The 16,798-nt window shown below is 71.2% G+C and carries 18 protein-coding genes; 10 read left to right on the top strand and 8 right to left on the bottom strand.

Going from position 1 to position 16,798, the window contains the following annotated elements; translation table 11 throughout:
- Positions 1-15 precede the first annotated feature (15 nt).
- The 6 genes from ACIRB1_RS11740 to ACIRB1_RS11715 form a co-directional block, all read right to left on the bottom strand.
- Positions 16-426 (bottom strand): VOC family protein, encoded by a 411-nt coding sequence (locus ACIRB1_RS11740; protein WP_403465408.1) that lies wholly within the window; start codon positions 424-426, stop codon positions 16-18.
- 167 nt (positions 427-593) lie between these two features.
- Positions 594-1,373: a succinate dehydrogenase iron-sulfur subunit gene (locus tag ACIRB1_RS11735; RefSeq protein ID WP_328829524.1), complete on the bottom strand. Its 780-nt coding sequence runs from the start codon at positions 1,371-1,373 to the stop codon at positions 594-596.
- Entirely contained in the window at positions 1,373-3,127 is a 1,755-nt protein-coding gene (gene sdhA / locus ACIRB1_RS11730; RefSeq protein WP_352182103.1) for a succinate dehydrogenase flavoprotein subunit, read from the bottom strand. Before sdhA ends, ACIRB1_RS11735 begins: the two co-directional genes overlap by 1 nt.
- A gap of 24 nt (positions 3,128-3,151) precedes the next feature.
- Positions 3,152-3,631: a succinate dehydrogenase hydrophobic membrane anchor subunit gene (locus ACIRB1_RS11725; RefSeq protein ID WP_266771770.1), complete on the bottom strand. Its 480-nt coding sequence runs from the start codon at positions 3,629-3,631 to the stop codon at positions 3,152-3,154.
- Between the two features lie 5 nt (positions 3,632-3,636).
- A complete protein-coding gene (sdhC, locus tag ACIRB1_RS11720) occupies positions 3,637-4,017 on the bottom strand; it encodes a succinate dehydrogenase, cytochrome b556 subunit (RefSeq protein WP_078652359.1) in 381 nt (126 codons plus the stop codon).
- Positions 4,018-4,274: 257 nt separating this feature from the next.
- Entirely contained in the window at positions 4,275-4,901 is a 627-nt protein-coding gene (locus tag ACIRB1_RS11715; RefSeq protein ID WP_403465407.1) for a 2-oxo-4-hydroxy-4-carboxy-5-ureidoimidazoline decarboxylase, read from the bottom strand.
- Between the two features lie 132 nt (positions 4,902-5,033).
- On the opposite strand from ACIRB1_RS11715, the gene ACIRB1_RS11710 reads away from it, so the two are divergent.
- The 8 genes from ACIRB1_RS11710 (at position 5,034) to ACIRB1_RS11675 (ending at position 12,685) form a co-directional block, all read left to right on the top strand.
- Positions 5,034-6,662, top strand: a complete 1,629-nt coding sequence (locus ACIRB1_RS11710; protein ID WP_403465776.1) for a glycoside hydrolase family 20 protein — start codon at positions 5,034-5,036, stop codon at positions 6,660-6,662.
- A 189-nt stretch (positions 6,663-6,851) separates the two neighbouring features.
- Positions 6,852-7,421 carry a hypothetical protein gene (locus ACIRB1_RS11705; RefSeq protein ID WP_403465406.1) on the top strand — a complete coding sequence of 190 codons (570 nt, stop codon included), beginning with the start codon at positions 6,852-6,854 and terminating at the stop codon, positions 7,419-7,421.
- A gap of 112 nt (positions 7,422-7,533) precedes the next feature.
- Positions 7,534-7,938 carry a hypothetical protein gene (locus ACIRB1_RS11700; protein ID WP_403465405.1) on the top strand — a complete coding sequence of 135 codons (405 nt, stop codon included), beginning with the start codon at positions 7,534-7,536 and terminating at the stop codon, positions 7,936-7,938.
- A gap of 130 nt (positions 7,939-8,068) precedes the next feature.
- Entirely contained in the window at positions 8,069-9,544 is a 1,476-nt protein-coding gene (locus ACIRB1_RS11695; RefSeq protein ID WP_403465404.1) for an MFS transporter, read from the top strand.
- Between the two features lie 191 nt (positions 9,545-9,735).
- Positions 9,736-10,371 (top strand): RNA polymerase sigma factor, encoded by a 636-nt coding sequence (locus ACIRB1_RS11690; RefSeq protein WP_352182108.1) that lies wholly within the window; start codon positions 9,736-9,738, stop codon positions 10,369-10,371.
- Complete coding sequence (locus ACIRB1_RS11685) at positions 10,364-10,594, top strand: hypothetical protein (RefSeq protein WP_403465403.1); 231 nt, start codon at positions 10,364-10,366, stop codon at positions 10,592-10,594. The genes ACIRB1_RS11690 and ACIRB1_RS11685 overlap by 8 nt, the downstream gene beginning before the upstream one ends.
- A gap of 262 nt (positions 10,595-10,856) precedes the next feature.
- Positions 10,857-11,519: an RNA polymerase sigma factor gene (locus ACIRB1_RS11680; RefSeq protein ID WP_403465402.1), complete on the top strand. Its 663-nt coding sequence runs from the start codon at positions 10,857-10,859 to the stop codon at positions 11,517-11,519.
- On the top strand, positions 11,519-12,685 hold the full coding sequence (locus ACIRB1_RS11675; RefSeq protein ID WP_403465401.1) for a hypothetical protein: 1,167 nt from the start codon (positions 11,519-11,521) through the stop codon (positions 12,683-12,685). The genes ACIRB1_RS11680 and ACIRB1_RS11675 overlap by 1 nt, the downstream gene beginning before the upstream one ends.
- Before the next feature lie 194 nt (positions 12,686-12,879).
- Here the strand turns inward: ACIRB1_RS11675 and ACIRB1_RS11670 are convergent, their stop codons facing one another.
- Complete coding sequence (locus tag ACIRB1_RS11670) at positions 12,880-13,692, bottom strand: L,D-transpeptidase family protein (RefSeq protein WP_352182112.1); 813 nt, start codon at positions 13,690-13,692, stop codon at positions 12,880-12,882.
- 214 nt (positions 13,693-13,906) lie between these two features.
- Here ACIRB1_RS11670 and leuE point away from each other — a divergent pair, with 214 nt between their 5' ends.
- Positions 13,907-14,563 (top strand): leucine efflux protein LeuE, encoded by a 657-nt coding sequence (leuE, locus tag ACIRB1_RS11665; protein WP_403465400.1) that lies wholly within the window; start codon positions 13,907-13,909, stop codon positions 14,561-14,563.
- 36 nt (positions 14,564-14,599) lie between these two features.
- Here the strand turns inward: leuE and ACIRB1_RS11660 are convergent, their stop codons facing one another.
- Positions 14,600-16,012, bottom strand: a complete 1,413-nt coding sequence (locus ACIRB1_RS11660; RefSeq protein WP_403465399.1) for an FAD-dependent oxidoreductase — start codon at positions 16,010-16,012, stop codon at positions 14,600-14,602.
- Between the two features lie 72 nt (positions 16,013-16,084).
- Between ACIRB1_RS11660 and ACIRB1_RS11655 the strand changes: the two genes are divergently transcribed.
- On the top strand, positions 16,085-16,735 hold the full coding sequence (locus tag ACIRB1_RS11655; protein ID WP_403465398.1) for a TetR/AcrR family transcriptional regulator C-terminal domain-containing protein: 651 nt from the start codon (positions 16,085-16,087) through the stop codon (positions 16,733-16,735).
- The last annotated feature ends 63 nt before the right edge of the window (positions 16,736-16,798 follow it).

Below are 16,798 nucleotides of genomic sequence, written 5' to 3'. Positions count from 1 at the left end.
GCCCTGGGACCTGTGTCACACCCGCCGCGCCAGCTCCGGGCGCTTCGAATAGTCCGTGAGACCAAGGACGTTGCCCCAGGGATCGGCGAACTCGACGGTCCACCCGGTGGCCACGGAGAACGGCGGATCGAGCAGCGCGAGACCGGCCGCGGTCAGGTGCTGAGCGGCCCTCCGCGCGTCCGGCACCTCCAGCCACACGCGCGACGAGGGCCACGGCGGCGGCCGGTGTCCGAGCCCCTCTTCCTGGCGCAGCAGCACCCCGGGGGTCTCGCCGCCGACCTTCAGCAGTGCGATGCCGGCCTCGTCGAGCCGGAACCCGACGGTGAACCCCGCGCGCCCGTAGAAGCCGACGGCCTCGGCGAGATCCCCGACCGGGAGGAGGACGTTGTCGAAGCCGAGCAGTTCGTACGACTCTTCATCTGACATGCCATCAGATTAGGGCGATGATCGGCGCGGGCCCGGCATTGCCGACGGGACGGGATCGTCAGTGCCGCCTCGCGGACGATCACGTTCGCCCGCACGGGTCGCCGCACGCCAGAGGGCCCCGCTCCCAACCTGGGAACGGGGCCCTCGAAGCCGTACGGAGAACAACCTCAGAAGCGTCGCGTGATCAGCGCCCGCTTCACTTCCTGGATCGCCTTCGTGACCTCGATACCGCGCGGGCAGGCGTCCGTGCAGTTGAAGGTCGTGCGGCAACGCCACACACCGTCACGGTCGTTGAGGATCTCCAGGCGCTGCTCGCCCGCGTCGTCACGGCTGTCGAAGATGAAGCGGTGCGCGTTGACGATCGCGGCCGGGCCGAAGTACTGGCCGTCGTTCCAGAACACCGGGCACGAGGACGTGCACGCGGCGCAGAGGATGCACTTCGTGGTGTCGTCGAAGCGCTCGCGGTCCTCGGCCGACTGGAGGCGTTCCCGCGTCGGCTCGTTCGTGTCGTGCGTGATCAGGAACGGCATGACGTCGCGGTACGCCTGGAAGAACGGGTCCATGTCGACGACCAGGTCCTTCAGGACCGTCAGACCCTTGATCGGCTCGACCGTGATCGGCTTCTCGGGGTTGAGGTCCTTGATCAGGGTCTTGCAGGCGAGACGGTTCTTGCCGTTGATCCGCATCGCGTCCGAACCGCAGATGCCGTGCGCGCACGAGCGGCGGAACGTCAGCGAGCCGTCGAGGTCCCACTTGATCTTGTGGAGACCGTCGAGGACGCGCTCCTTGGGGTCGATCTCCAGCTGGAAGTCCTCCCAGACCGCTTCCGCCGAGACCTCGGAGTTGAAGCGGCGGATCCGGAAGGTGACCGTGATGTAGGGGGAGTCGGCGAAGCCGGGCTCGGGCTGGCCGGCCGCTTCCGCCTTGTCCAGAACAGGGGTAGCCATCAGTACTTACGCTCCATCGGCTGGTAGCGGGTCTGGACGACCGGCTTGTAGTCGAGACGGATGGACTCGGTGCCGTCGTCGCCGACCTCGCGGTACGCCATGGTGTGGCGCATGAAGTTGACGTCGTCGCGGTTCGGGTAGTCCTCGCGGTAGTGACCGCCGCGGGACTCCTTGCGGGCGAGCGCCGAGACCGCCATGACCTCGGCGAGGTCGAGCAGGTTGCCCAGCTCGATGGCCTCCAGGAGGTCCGTGTTGAACCGGCGGCCCTTGTCCTGGATCGAGACGTTGCGGTAGCGCTCGCGCAGCTCCGCGATCTTCTCGACCGCCGTCTTGATGGTCTGCTCGGTGCGGAACACCATGACGTTCGCGTCCATGGTCTCCTGGAGCTCGCGGCGCAGGACCGCCACGCGCTCGGTGCCCGTGGAGTTGCGCAGGTGCTCGACCTGGTCGATGACCTGCTGCGCGGGGTTCTCCGGCAGCTCGACGTAGGACGCCTTCTGCGAGTACTCCGCCGCGGCGATGCCCGCCCGGCGCCCGAACACGTTGATGTCCAGGAGCGAGTTGGTGCCGAGGCGGTTGGCGCCGTGCACCGACACACAGGCGACCTCGCCGGCCGCGTACAGGCCCGGGACGACGGTGGTGTTGTCGGTGAGGACCTCACCCTCGACGTTCGTCGGGATGCCGCCCATCGCGTAGTGCGCGGTGGGCTGGATCGGGATCGGGTCCGTGTACGGCTCGATACCGAGGTAGGTGCGCGCGAACTCGGTGATGTCCGGGAGCTTCGCGTCCAGCTGCTCCGGCGGGAGGTGCGTGAGGTCGAGGTAGACGTGGTCGCCCTCGGGACCGCAGCCGCGGCCCTCACGGATCTCCGTGTAGATGGAGCGGGACACGACGTCACGGGACGCGAGGTCCTTCATGACCGGCGCGTACTTCTCCATGAAGCGCTCGCCGTCCTTGTTGCGGAGGATGCCGCCCTCACCGCGGGCGCCCTCCGTCAGCAGGATGCCCATGCGCCAGATGCCGGTCGGGTGGAACTGGAAGAACTCCATGTCCTCCAGCGGCAGCCCGCGCCGGTACACCGCGGCCTGGCCGTCACCGGTCAGGGTGTGCGCGTTCGACGTCACCTTGAAGAACTTGCCGCAGCCGCCGGACGCGTAGATCACGGCCTTCGCCTGGAAGACGTGGATCTCGCCGGTCGCCAGCTCGTACGCGACCACGCCGACCGAGGTCTTCACGCCGTCGACGTCGGCGATCAGCTGGTCGAGGACGTAGAACTCGTTGAAGAACTCGACGCCCTCCTTCACGCAGTTCTGGTACAGCGTCTGGAGGATCATGTGGCCGGTGCGGTCGGCCGCGTAGCAGGACCGGCGGACCGGGGCCTCGCCGTGGTTGCGGCTGTGACCGCCGAAGCGGCGCTGGTCGATCGTCCCGTCGGGCGTCCGGTTGAACGGCAGGCCCATCTTCTCCAGGTCGAGGACCGAGTCGATGGCCTCCTTCGCCAGGATCTCGGCGGCGTCCTGGTCGACCAGGTAGTCACCGCCCTTGATCGTGTCGAAGGTGTGCCACTCCCAGTTGTCCTCCTCCACGTTGGCGAGCGCGGCGGCCATACCGCCCTGCGCGGCGCCCGTGTGGGAGCGGGTGGGGTAGAGCTTCGTCAGGACCGCGGTGCGGCTGCGCTTCGTCGACTCGATCGCGGCGCGCATACCGGCGCCGCCGGCGCCGACGATGACGGTGTCGTACTTGTGGATCTTCATCAGGAAATTCCTCAGCCCCGTTGCCTAACGGATGTTCGGGTCGAAGGTGAAGATCACCAGCGTGCCCAGCAGGATGGTGAACACCGTGGCGGTGTAGAGCAGGCCCTTGAGCCACAGCCGGGTGTTCGCGCGCTCCGCGTAGTCGTTGATGACCGTGCGCAGGCCGTTGGCGCCGTGCAGCATCGCGAGCCACAGCATCAGCAGGTCCCAGACCTGCCAGAACGGCGAGGCCCAGCGGCCGGCCACGAAGGCGAAGCCGATCTTGGAGACACCGCCGTCCAGCACGAGCTGGATCAGCAGGTGGCCGAGGACCAGGACGACCAGCACGACGCCGGACAGGCGCATGAAGAGCCAGCCGTACATCTCGAAGTTGCCCCGGGTGGACTTCGGGGTCTTCTGGGTGCGCTTGCGGGGGGCCTCGATGAGCGGCGCGGGGTTGTCTACGGTGTAGACGGACGCGCTCTCGACCGGGCCGATGCCCGACGCGGTTTCAGTCGTGGACATCTGCGTCAGCTCCCGAACAGAACACGAGCGGCGTGGCCGAGCACGGGGTAGATCGCCCCGAGCATGAGCACGAGCCACAGGCCTACGACGGACCAGAGCATCTGCTTCTGGTAGCGCGGGCCCTTCGACCAGAAGTCGACGGCGATGACGCGCAGGCCGTTGAGGGCGTGGAAGAGGATCGCGGCGACGAGGCCGTACTCCAGCAGTGCCACGATCGGCGTCTTGTAGGTGGCTACGACCTTGTCGTAGTCCTCGGGGGAGACACGCACAAGAGCGGTGTCCAGCACGTGTACGAACAGGAAGAAGAAGATGAGGACGCCGGTGACTCGATGAGCCACCCATGACCACATTCCTTCCCGGCCGCGGTACAGCGTTCCAGCCGGCACGGAAGAACCCTCCGGGAGCGGGGATTTAGGGCCGCGCCGGCTTCTCTGTCGGTCGGGCCCGGCCGGGTACGGTCCTCCGGCCCTCAGCATCGTATCCAGCCGTTGACGCCGGTCTTACGGCGGGCCTGCCTGTGTGATCAAACTGGCACCCAAAGGTGCACGTACGGGCTAGTTTCGGGCGGCTGGTGGAGGTGGGTGGTTCATGTTGTTCGCCGGGTGCGCGCCGTTTGTGGCTGGTCGCGCAGTTCCCCGCGCCCCTAAAAGCCGAAAACCGCCCGCAGCCGCCCTTTTGCGAGGCGCCGCAGCTCCTCTGCCACCACCACCCGTTCCTCCTCCGGGTCGTTCGTCAGGCGGGAGCGGATTCCCGCCAGCACGTGGTCCAGTACCTCGTCCGTGGCGATTCCGTCCGCGCAGATGACGAACACATGGCCGAACCTCGCCTCGTACGCGGCGTGGGCCGCGTCCAGGGCCATGTGGGCCGCCTCGTACGTGTCCTCGGGCAGGGCCGGGAGGGACTCGCCCGCCAGTGCCTCCGTCAGGTCGCCCGGGGTCAGGTCGTACGCCGCCTCGTCGGACGCGGCGAGTAGGGCGTCGAGGTCGGGGTAGGGGCGGTGGTCGGTGAGGCGGTGGGACCAGCGGTGGCTGCGGAGACAGGTGAGCAGGGTGTGCCGTACGTCGTCGGCGGGCGCGGTGTTGAAGGCGTCCAGCGAGCGCGGGGACGGCGAGGTGCGGGACTGTTCGGGCAGCGCCGGGATGGCCACTCGGCCGGAAAGGTCGGGGAGCTGGGGAAGGCGGTGCGCAGGCAGGGTGGGGTCCTCGCGTCGCGGATGGTGCGGCAGGGGAGGTAGTGAAAGGTGCGTCGGCAGATTATCGGGAGTGGTCATGACGTGTCCGACGGATGCCCGAATTTCACCCGGACGGGAGAGTTTCGGAACGCGTGGTGGACACCCGCGATCCGCTCGGGGCCGTAGGTTGGCGCCGTGAGCCAGCACAGGCGCCGCTCGTCGGCGAAGCAGGTGAAGCAGGGGAAGCAGAAGCGAGGGCTGATCGCGGTCGCCGCAGCCACCGCGGTGGTCGCGGGCGGAGTGGGCCTCGGGCTGTGGGCGGCCTCCGGCGACGAGGGGGGCGCGTCGGTCGGGTCCGGCGACGAGACCTCCGCCGCCTCGCGGGGCGCGGCCTCCCGCTCCGCGTCGCCGACGCCGAGTCCGACGCGGTCGTATCCGCTGTCGCAGGCGCCCCGCACCATCCCGGCCGTGCGCTCGCACACCCCCGCGCGTGGTCCCGGCTGGCGGCCCGCGAAGGGGGAGCGGGTCGTCGTCGACGACGCCGATCTCGCCGACGAGGGGCGGCTCATCGCCGGTGAGCTGGGACTGACATACGGCGGCGCGTCGAGTGACGTGCGGGCCGGGGACGTGCGGCTGGCGCTGAACGACGACGAGGGCGCGAACCCGGAGTCGTACGCGATGACCGTGCGCGGCGGGCGGGTCACCATCAGCGGGCCCTCGGACGCGGGCGTGTTCTACGGGACGCGCACGCTCAAGCAGGAGGTGCACGGGGGCGGTACGGCGCCGGAGGGCGTCGTGCACGACCAGCCCGCCAAGCCGCGGCGCGGGTTCATGCTGGACATCGCGCGCAAGCCGTTCACCGCGGGCTGGATCGAGGACCGGGTACGGGAGCTGGGCGACCTCAAGTTCAACGAGCTGGGGCTGCACTTCTCCGACGACCAGGGCTTCCGGATCCAGTCCACGACTCACCCCGAGATCGTGTCGAAGGACCATCTGACCAAGGCGCAGGTCAAGCGGATCGTCGACCTCGCGGCCAGCCGGCACATCACGGTCGTCCCCGAGATCGACTCCCCGGGACACCTGGGCGCGGTGATCGCCGCCCATCCGGAGCTGCAACTGCGGAACGTGTCGGGGGTCGCCACACGCGGCGCGATCGACATCTCCAAGGACGCGTCCGCCGCGATCGTCGACGAACTCCTCGACGAGTACGCCGGTTTGTTCACCGGCGACCAGTGGCACCTCGGCGGCGACGAGTACCAGGCGCTGACCGTCGCCAACCCCCAGGCGTCCTTCCCGCAGCTGGCGGCCGAGGCGGTGAAGGCCTACGGCTCCGGCGGCACCGTCGCCGACCTCACCACCGGCTGGCTCAACGACCGCGCCGACACGATCCGCAACCACGACCGCACGATGCGGGTGTGGAACGACGGCTTCTTCGCCGGCACGTCCGTGCAGGCCGCCAAGGACCTCCAGGTCGCGTACTGGACGGGCAAGGAGATCGGCGCCCGGCAGCCCGTCGCGTATCTGAGCGCGGGGCGCAAGGTCCTCAACTACAACGACGAGTACATGTACTACGTCCTCGGCGAGCCGCAGACCTTCGTCTACCCGACGGGACAGCGGATCTACGAGCACTGGACCCCGCGCGTGCTGCGCGGCACGACGGCGGTCCCCGCGAAGTACGACGCCCAGATCCTCGGCGGCTCCTTCGCCGTCTGGTGCGACCTCGCGGGCTCCCAGACCCAGAACCAGGTCGCGGCCGGCATCCGCATGCCGCTGCGCGCCACGATCCAGAAACTCTGGGACCCGGGGACGCCGTCACTGACCTGGACCCAATTCAAGTCCCTTGCGGACAAGGTGGGTTGAGGGGCGCGGAGAAAGAGGGGCCGGCGCGGGCGGCCGGCCTGCGGAGAACCCGGCCCAGTTGGCCGAAAACCTCTTCTTCCGTTTTCTCTGTCTGCGCGAGGGCGTCCCGTGTGACACTCCCGGGGTGAGGCGCGCCGCCAGGGGAGATGCGGGTCTCATAGGGGAGGGGCCCCGCCGAGGGAGGTCTGGATGAGTCTGGTGGAACTGATCGCGCAGGCCGACGATCGCGCACTGGCCGCAGGCGGACTGGCTTGTTTGGATCGGTGCGTGCCGCTGCTGGGCGGGGACGACGAGGTGCTGCGCCCGCTGTGGACGAGCCTCGCGGACGGCGCCGAGGGGGAGACGTGGGGCGAGTCCCTGGAGCAGGCCCGTGCCAAGCTCCCCGCCCTGTTCGAGGAGCCCGGCGAGGACCGGGCCGTCCGGATCGCCCGCACGATGCTCGCGGCCGCGCCGCCGGTCCCGGCCGGGGCCGAGGTGCGGGCGTGGGCCGACGCCTGCTCGCTCGACTCGCTGCGGGTCCACCGACTGCTGGAGGTCATGACCCCGGCCGGCGACGCCGATGACGTCGAGGGCCGCCGTGAAGGTCGTACCGACGGCATGTCACCTCTCGTCGCCGCCGAGCTGCGCCGGCAGATCGCCGTTCTCGAACTCCTCGCCGGGACCGGTGCGGGCGGACTGCGGCAGGTGCTCGCCGTGTCGACCGAGGGGCGGCGGGTGCTGCGCGCGGTGGTCTCGCGGCGGGCGCGCGGGCGGAGTTGAGCGGCGGGTCTGTGACCGTCGTGCGGTGGGCGTGGGGCGGTCCTGCGCGGGTCCGGGGAAATGTCCGGATCGGGGTGCCGGAACACCGCCCCGCCATGCTTCTCCTGGTGTGATGACACAGCAGCTGACAGAGCAGACGACGCGCCGGCCCTCCGCCGCCGCGCAGCCCGTGCGATGGGCCGCGGACACCGTGGCGACCATGCGCGAAGGGGCCCGGGTACGGCTCGACTACTCGGCGCCTAGCCTGTGGCGGGTCGACCGGATGATCGAGGAGATACGGCGGGAGGGCGCGCCGTACGCCGCCATGGAGAGCGAGTTGCGCGGGTTCGGGGCCTACGCCGGTGAGGTGATCGCGCGGCAGACCGGCGGCGAGTGGTGGGCGACCGGGGGTGAGCACTGGCTGCGGACGCCGGAGGGGCGGCTGTGGGACCCCATCGACGAGGCGCGGCGGTGCTTCGGCGGGGACGGCTCGCTGAGGCTGCTGTGCCGGGACGCGATGAACGGCGTACGGCGGTAACGGCCCACGGCGGCAGGGGAGTTGCGCGGACCGGGAATTCGGCAAAATCGGCGTAATAAGAAACGCCTGCGTTCCCCATGGGCCGGGTCCGGGAGGACGATGAGGGCGGCCGTCGGACCGGGGAGGGCATATGGCCGAGAACCGTCGTTGGTGGGCGCTGGTCGTCATCGCGCTCGCGCAGTTGATGGTCGTCCTCGACATGACCATCGTCAACATCGCGCTGCCCTCCGCGCAGGTCGATCTCCACATGTCGGACGGCAACCGGCAGTGGGTCATCACCGCCTACACCCTCGCGTTCGGCGGGCTGTTGCTGCTCGGTGGCCGGATCGCTGACCTCGCCGGGCGCAAGAACACCTTCATGATCGGGCTGATCGGCTTCGCCGCCGCGTCCGCGCTCGGCGGTGCCGCCGCCAACCAGGGCATGCTGTTCGGCGCCCGCGCGCTGCAAGGAGTCTTCGCCGCCCTGCTCGCCCCCTCCGCGCTCTCCCTGCTCACGACGACGTTCACCGACCCGAAGGACCGGGGCAAGGCGTTCGGCGTGTTCGGCGCGATCGTCGGCGCGGGCGCGGCGGTCGGGCTCCTCGCGGGCGGCTTCCTCACCCAGTACCTCGACTGGCGCTGGTGCCTCTACGTCAACGTGCCCATCGCGCTGGTCGCCTTCGCCGGTGCCTGGGTCCTGCTCAGCGACAGCGCCCGGCACCCCGACGCGCACCTCGACATACCGGGCGCGCTCCTCGGTTCCCTCGGCATGCTGACGCTGGTCTACGGCTTCTCCGAGGCGGAGTCCAGGAGTTGGGGCGACGGCCTGGTGCTGACACTGCTCGGCGCCGGGGTCGTCCTGCTCGGCGCGTTTGGGTTCTGGCAGACACGGGCGCGGGTGCCGCTGCTGCCGATGGCGGTGGTGAAGGACCGTCAGCGGGTCGGGGCGTTCCTGACCATCCTGTTCGTCACCATCGGCATGTTCGGTGTGTTCCTCTTCCTCACCTACTACATGCAGCGCGTCCTCGGCTATTCGCCGGTCAAGACGGGCGTCGCCTATCTCCCCATTACGGTCGGCATGATCACCGGCTCGACCCAGATCGCGGCCCGGCTGCTCAACAAGGTGCCGCCGCGCACCCTGATGGTCCCGGGACTGCTGCTCGCGGCGGGTGCGCTCGCGCTGATCGCCCAGGTCGGGGTGGAGCCCGCGTACGCCACGTACATCCTGCCCGGCATGCTGATGCTCGGCCTCGGCATGGGTACGGCGATGATGACCTCGGTGTCGCTGGCCACCGGCAGCGTCGCACCCCGCGACTCCGGTGCGGCCTCGGCGACCTTCAACACGGCCCAGCAGGTGGGCGGTTCGATCGGTACGGCCCTCCTCAACACGATCGCCGCCAGTGTCACCGCCCGCTACGCCACCGCCCACGCGGCCCCCGGCGCCGACCGGCGGCTCCTGGAGGCGAAGGCCGCCGTGCACGGCTTCAACGTCGCCACCTGGTGGGCGATGGCCTCGATCCTGCTGGCCGCCCTCATCGCGGGCGTCCTGGTGAACGCCGACCGCGTGCCCACACCGGACACGACGGCGAAGGAGACCCCTCAACAGCCCGTGGACACCACCCTCTAGGGCCGCTGCCCCCCTGATCGAAGCAGGCGACGAGGTCGACGAGGTCAGGGTCGGGCGGGCCGCGCGCTGTGACGTTTCTGTCGGGGGCGGCGCTGAGGGCGATGAGGGGTGCGGGGGGACCGTCGCGCCCGGCACGGGTCCTGCCGTACTCGGTACGGGCCTTCGCGCACCGGTACCGACGAGGACAGTCCTTGGGCCAGACAGGCGAGCCCCGGCGCGGGCACGCGCACGACGGGGAACTGGGCGCGGCGGTCGCGCGGGCCCAGGAGGGCGACGAGCGGGCGTTCGCCGTCGCGTACCGGCTCGTGCAGCCCGGGCTGCTCGGGTATCTGCGCGGTCTTGTCGGCGACGAGGCCGAGGACGTGGCGTCCGACGCGTGGCTGGAGATCGCCCGTGACCTGGGCCGGTTCCGGGGCGACGGGGCGGGGTTCCGCGGCTGGACGGCGACCATCGCCCGGCACCGGGCGCTCGACCATCTGCGGCGGCAGCGGGTACGGCCCCGGCCGGCGGCGCTCGAACAGGACGTACTCGAACTGCCCGGCCCGCACAGCACCCACGACCAGGCGCTGGAGTCCCTCTCCACCGAGTACGCCCTCGGGCTGCTCCGGGGGCTGCCGCGGGATCAGGCCGAGGCCGTGCTGCTGCGGGTGGTCGTGGGGCTCGACGGGCCCGGCGCCGCGCGGGTGCTGGGCAAGCGGCCGGGGGCGGTGCGGACGGCCGCGTACCGGGGGCTGAGACGGCTGGCGCGCGAACTGGGCGTCGGGGAAAGGGACTCGGCGAGGGGCTCGGCGCGGGAACCGGAAAGGGATGGGGACGGACATGGCTGATCACGACACGGGATGCACGGGTCCTCCCGATCACGCCGGCCCTCCGGCGGGCCCGGCGCTTCCCGCTCTCCCGGCGCTGCTGGGTGCGGCGCTGCGTGAGGGGGAGGTGGACCGCGAGGCGGAGCGGCGGGCGGTGGCCGCCTTCCGGGCCGTACGGGACGCGGGGTGTCCTTCGGCGCCGACGCGCAGGCAGGACGACTGGCGGCCGGGCGGTGCCGGATAGGGGTGCGGCCCTGGTGTCCGCGGGGGTCATCGCGGAGACGGCCGGAGCCGCCACCCCCCACAGGAGAGGCCCCGGCCGTCGCGCGGTACGGGCCGCGCGGCGGCCCGTATTTTCTACAGCGCCGGGAGTGCGTTTTCTGTCACACCGTGACGGTGAACCAGGTAGTTGCACCTTGTACGGACATGGACGAGGAACAGTTTCAGGTCGTAACGTGCCTTTCGCGCCGGAGTGCGGACGCGACCGACACCATTCGAGGGACCACGTGCTGGGGGACGACGCGGAGCTGACCGCCGCGGTGCTTGCGGCACAGGACGGGGACGAGACCGCGTTCCGGACTGTGTACCGCACGGTGCATCCACGGTTGCTCGGATACGTACGGACGCTGGTCGGCGATCCGGACGCCGAGGACGTCGCGTCCGAGGCCTGGCTTCAGATCGCCCGGGACCTCGACCGGTTCAGCGGGGACGCGGACCGGTTCCGCGGGTGGGCGGCGCGGATCGCCCGCAACCGCGCCCTCGACCACATACGGATGCGCGGCCGTCGCCCCGCGATAGGCGGCGACGAGACCGAACTGACCGGCCGCGCCGCCGAGTCCGACACCGCGGGCGAGGCCATCGAGGCGCTCGCCACCGACACCACCCTCTCCCTCATCGCCCAGCTGCCGCAGGACCAGGCCGAGGCCGTCGTCCTGCGGGTGGTGATGGGCCTCGACGCCAAGACCGCCGCGGAGACCCTCGGCAAGCGGCCCGGCGCCGTCCGCACGGCCGCGCACCGCGGTCTGAAACGGCTCGCGGAACTGCTCGGCGGCGAGGCGGAATCGGCCGGACCCCTCGACGCCCTGCCGCCCCAGCGACTCCCGCGCGACCGCGCGGTGACGTCCGCCACTGTGACGCATACGCGTGCGCGGACGCAGAAGGACATGTGATGGCCGACGAGCGCTCTGCTTTTCCGGGAGACACCGAGTCCGCCGGCGGTTCCGCCGCGGGCCGGGCCCCCGGCCGATGGCTGGACCGTGAGACCGCCGAGCTGCTGCTGCGCGGCGAGTCCCTGGAGTCCGTCGACCCGGCCACCCGCGACCAGGCCGAACGGCTCGCCAGAACCCTCGGCGCGCTGGCCGTGGAACCCTCGCAGACCAAGGTCGAACTCCCGGGCGAGGACGCCGCGTTGACGGCGTTCCGGGCCGCGCGCAGCGGCAACGATGTCGAGCGGGCCGGCTTCGGCCGGCGCGGCCCCGCGCACTCCTCCGACGCCGGGCTCGTCCGGCTCGGGCGGCCCGCCCCGGCCGTGCCGGGTTCGCGCTGGGGAAGACCCGTGCGCTTCGGGCTGACCGCCGTGCTCGCCGCCGGGATGCTCGGCGGGGTCGCGGTCGCGGCCGGCACCGGCGCCCTGCCCTCACCCTTCGACGACGATCCGACGCCCGCCGCCTCGATCTCCGCCGCCGTGCCGCCCGACCGGACCCTGGTCTCGCCCTCGCCGACGGGCACGCGCGGCTCGGGCACGCCCACGCCGGGCGGCGGTGCGGACGACTCCTCCGGCGAGGCGGTCGGGGGCGGCGCGCAGCCGACGCCGTCCACCGAGGCCGGTGACGGCAAGTCCGCCGGGTCCGGCACCTGGTGGGGCGGTGTCGCCTCGTCCTGCCGTGCGGTGCGCGACGGCACGGCCCTGACCCCCGGCCGCAAGCGTGCCCTGGAGGGCGCGGCGGGCGGCACGTCCCATGTGTGGACGTACTGCAAGGGCCTCCTCAGGCACACCGGCGCCGGTTCCGACGGCAAGGACGGCAAGGGCACCGGCAAGAACGGCGGCGCTCAGGGCAACGACCAGAACGGTTCCGGCGACCAGGGCGGCGGCGGCCAGGGCGGTGACGACGACGGGCACATATCCCCGATCGCACCCGGTGGCAGCGGCGGCAGCAGTAGTGGTGGCAGCGGCAGGGGCAGTGGTGGCGGGCATCTGGACAACGGCGCCGCCGCTCCGGGCTCGGCCGGCTCCCCGGGCTCCTCGGGGTTCGCGCCGCTCACCCGGCACCCGTCGGCGCACACCACCGCCGGCGGGCGGACCCCTGCGCCGAGCCCGACGTACAGCGCCCTCTGACCTGCGCTTTCGTAGGCCGTGGAATTTTCTTCGCGCGAGGTGTGACGTTTTCGGCCCGCGTGGCGCAGTACTGAATAAGCCGACTGGTCATCGGCCGAACGCACTGAGCCGGGGTTCCCCCCGTACCTACGGCTCGTGCACTTGGCGCGGGCGGGACACGTTCCCCCGGTCCCGCCCGCGCCTCATAACCCCGCTCACTTGTAGACGACGACCTTGTCGCCCGTCCGTACCTGTGCGAAGAGGCTCGCGATCGCCGCCTCGTCGCGTACGTTGACGCAGCCGTGCGAGCCGCCCGCGTAGCCCCGCATCGAGAAGTCGTACGAGAAGTGCACCGCCTGGCCGCCGCTGAAGAACATCGCGTACGGCATGGGGGAGTGGTAGAGCGTGGACACCCAGTTCCGGGCCTTCCAGTAGACGTGGAACACACCGTCGCGGGTCGGGGTGTACTGCGCGCCGAACCGGACCGCCATCGTCGACACCGTGCGGCCGTCGATCATCCAGCGCAGGGTGCGGCTCGTCTTGTCGATGCACAGCACCCGGCCGGTCAGACAGCGCGGGTCGGGGGCGCCGGCCGGCTGGCCGCCCATCAGGTACAGGTCCCACTTGCCCGGCTCGTGCGTCATCCGCACCAGCCGCTGCCAGGTGACGCTGTCGGTCTGCCCGGTCTTCGGCAGCCCGCGCTTGCCCTGGAACCCGGCGACGGCCTGCTCGGTGAGGTCGTCGTAGGTCCCGGTCGGGCCGTCGAAGAGCCAGTCGACCTGCCGTAGCCGCGCCTGGAGTTCGCGTACGTCCATGCCGCTGTCGCCGCGCGCCCACAGGACGTTCGCGGCGCGGGCGGGGGCCGGGGTGGCGGAGGACTTGCCGTCGCCGCCGACCTTGGTGCCGCCGCTTTGGGGGAGCTGGATACGTACGGGCAGATGGTGTCCGCCGTCCGTGCCCTGCGCCGTGCAGCCGCACACCGTCACCAGGGCCGACAGGGCCGCCGTGGCGGCGAGTGCTCTCCCCATGCCCGTAGTACGCATCACGCACCCCCGTCGTCTCACCGGCGTCGTACCCCCCGACACGTACCCCCGGATGCCGGGCCGCGAACGGCGGCCGGGACCGGGTACCTCGAAAGGCTGTGGTCTTTTCTAACCGGTCATCGTCGAGGTCGGCGGTTAGGAAAGACCACAGCCTTTCCGCACCTGTGAGGCCGTGCGCCCGCGTGCGACACTCGTGCTCATGTTCGGTGTCATCGATCTCCCCACCTATCTCGCGGGCCTGGTCCTGATCGTCCTGCTGCCCGGTCCCAACTCGCTGTACGTCCTCTCGGTCGCCGCCCGGCGCGGGACCCGAGCCGGGTACACGGCGGCCGCCGGTGTCTGGTGCGGCGACACCGTGCTGATGACACTCTCCGCGGCCGGGGTCGCCTCGCTGCTCCAGGCCAACGCCGTGCTGTTCGGGATCGTGAAGTACGCGGGGGCCGGGTATCTGACCTGGCTCGCGTTCGGGATGCTGCAGGCCGCGTGGTCGATGTGGCGCGGCCGCAAGGAGCGGGCGGCCACGGAACCGGTGCCCGCCGCCGAGGCGGCCGAGGAGCGGCCGTACCGCCGCGCCTTCGTCGTGAGCATCTTCAACCCGAAGGCGATCCTGTTCTTCGTCGCCTTCTTCGTGCAGTTCGTCGACCCGGGGTACGCCTACCCCGCGCTGTCCTTCGTCGTGCTCGGCGCCTTCGCGCAGCTGGCGAGCTTCCTGTACCTCAGCGCCCTCATCTTCAGCGGCACCCGGCTCGCCACCGCCTTCCGCCGCCGCAGGCGCCTCGCGGCCGGCGCGACCTCGGCCGCCGGGGCGCTGTTCCTCGGCTTCGCGGTGAAGCTGTCGCTGGCCGGCTCGGTGTAACCGGCGGGCTCCGCGCAACGGACGGGCTCCGCGTAACTAGCCGGTCAGGCCGAAGCGTCCGGTGTACTCCGTCAGACCGCGGTCCGTGTCGCCCGCCCAGCCGACGTAGCCGTCGGGACGGACCAGGAAGAGACCGGCGCCGTACGTCTCGGCCGCCGGTCCCTCCACGACACGGACCGCGGCCCCGTCACCGGCCGCCGGTGCCTCCGTGCCCAGCGCGAGCAGGGTCCAGTGCGGGCCACGGAAGGCGTCCAGCAGGCGTACGCCCGCGACGGTGCGGTGGGGCGCGCGGTCACCGGCGCGCAGGCCCTCACCCGGTGCCCGCGTGTCCGTGGTGAGCGTCGACTCCCGGTAGCCGATGCCCAGTTGACGGGTCGCCTCGCCGCGCCGGGCCTCGCCGCGGTGCACCTTGGTGGACAGGCCGAGCATCTCGGCGGCGTTCGGGCGCCGTTCCTCCTCGTAGGTGTCGAGAAGGCCCGCGGGGGCCTCGCCGCGCAGGACAGCGCCCAGCTTCCAGCCGAGGTTGTAGGCGTCCTGGACGCTGGTGTTGAGGCCCTGTCCGCCGGCCGGCGAGTGGACGTGCGCCGCGTCCCCCGCGAGGAAGACCCGGCCCCGCCGGAAGCGGTCGGCGAGGGCGGCGCGGGGGCGGAAGTCCGAGGCCCAGCTGATATCGGTGAGGTCGTCGGGGGCGAGGTGCGAGCGGGCGGCGACGATCTTCCGTACGCCGTCGAGGGACAGGTCGGGTGCGCTGTCGTCCAGGATCTGGGCGATCACCTGGAAGTCCTCGGTCCCGGCCAGCGGGCAGATCGCGAGGAAGCCGTCGTCGCCGCGCGGCGGGAAGGTGTGCCAGTTGTCGCGGTCCAGGCCGGTGATCCGGACGTCGGCCACCAGGATCGGGTTCGGGTCGACGGTCTCGCCGGCCATGCCGATGCCGAGCCCGCGGCGGATCACCGAACGGCCGCCGTCGGCGGCCACGACGTACCGGGCGCGGACGGGGGCGCCGGACGCGAACCCGACCGTCACGCCGTCCTCGTCCTGGGTGAGGCCGGTGACCTCGCGGCCGAAGGACACCCGGCCGCCCAGCTCGTCGAGCCGGGCCCGCAGGATCTCCTGGGTGCGCCACTGCGGCACCATCCAGGGGGCGCCGTACGGCGAGTCCTCGGTGGTCTCGGCCGGGTCGAACATGCTCTGCTCGGCGACCCGTTCACCGTCCTGCCAGATCATCCCGACGGGATACTCGCCGCCCGCCGCGAGGATCGCGTCCAGGACGCCGAGATCGTCGAAGACCTCCATCGTGCGCGGCTGGATCCCCTTGCCGCGCGAGCCGGGGGACAGGCCGGGGCCGCGCTCCACGACCAGCGCGTCCACCCCGCGCCGGGCGACGTCCACGCCGAGGGCGAGTCCGGTGGGGCCGGCGCCCACGATCAGTACGTCCACATGTTCGGTCATGACCCACTCTCCTTAACGTTGTTAAGTTCCGTTGGCTCCGAGAGTGGCCTTAACGGTGTTAAGTTGTCAAGCGTGAGCACGGAACGACGCATCCCCCTCGACCGCAAGCGCGTCGCGGACACCGCCCTGAAACTGCTGAACGAGGTCGGCCTCGACGGGCTGACCCTGCGCGCCATCGCCAGGGAACTCGACGTCAAGGCGCCCGCGCTGTACTGGCACTTCAAGGACAAACAGGCGCTGCTCGACGAGATGGCCACGGAGATGTACCGGCGGATGGTCGCGGGCGCCCCGCTCGCCGACGAGGACACCTGGCAGGAGCGGCTGCTGAAGGCCAACCGCGGACTGCGCGACGCGCTGCTCGGCTACCGCGACGGCGCCAAGGTCTTCAGCGGCTCCCGCTTCACCGGCACGCTGCACGCCGTGGAGATGGAACGCACCCTGCGCCTGTTCACCGAGTCCGGCTTCACCCTCGCCCAGGCGGTCCGCGCGATCTCGACCTCGTACCTCTACACGATCGGTTTCGTCAGCGAGGAACAGGGCGTCAAGCCGCTGCCGGACGAGCGCCGTGAGGGCTACGGCGTGGACGAACGCGCCCGCCTGATGGCCGGGTTCCCGCTGTCGGCCGCGGCGGGCGCGGAGATCTTCGAGGAGTACGGGAAGCACTTCGAGGAGGGGCTCGACCTGCTGATCGCGGGCATCGAGGTCCGTTTGGGCGGCAATTGAACGCCCGAAGAGGCCGGGCCGTTACCGTGCGTTCACCTGTTGGCCCCGGCAGGGTTGATATCC

The organism is Streptomyces sp. NPDC096013, assembly GCF_044763565.1.
In the GTDB taxonomy this organism is placed as follows: domain Bacteria; phylum Actinomycetota; class Actinomycetes; order Streptomycetales; family Streptomycetaceae; genus Streptomyces.
The sequence above is the reverse complement of the archived record's forward strand: the minus strand, read 5'-3'. Positions and strand labels throughout refer to the sequence as shown.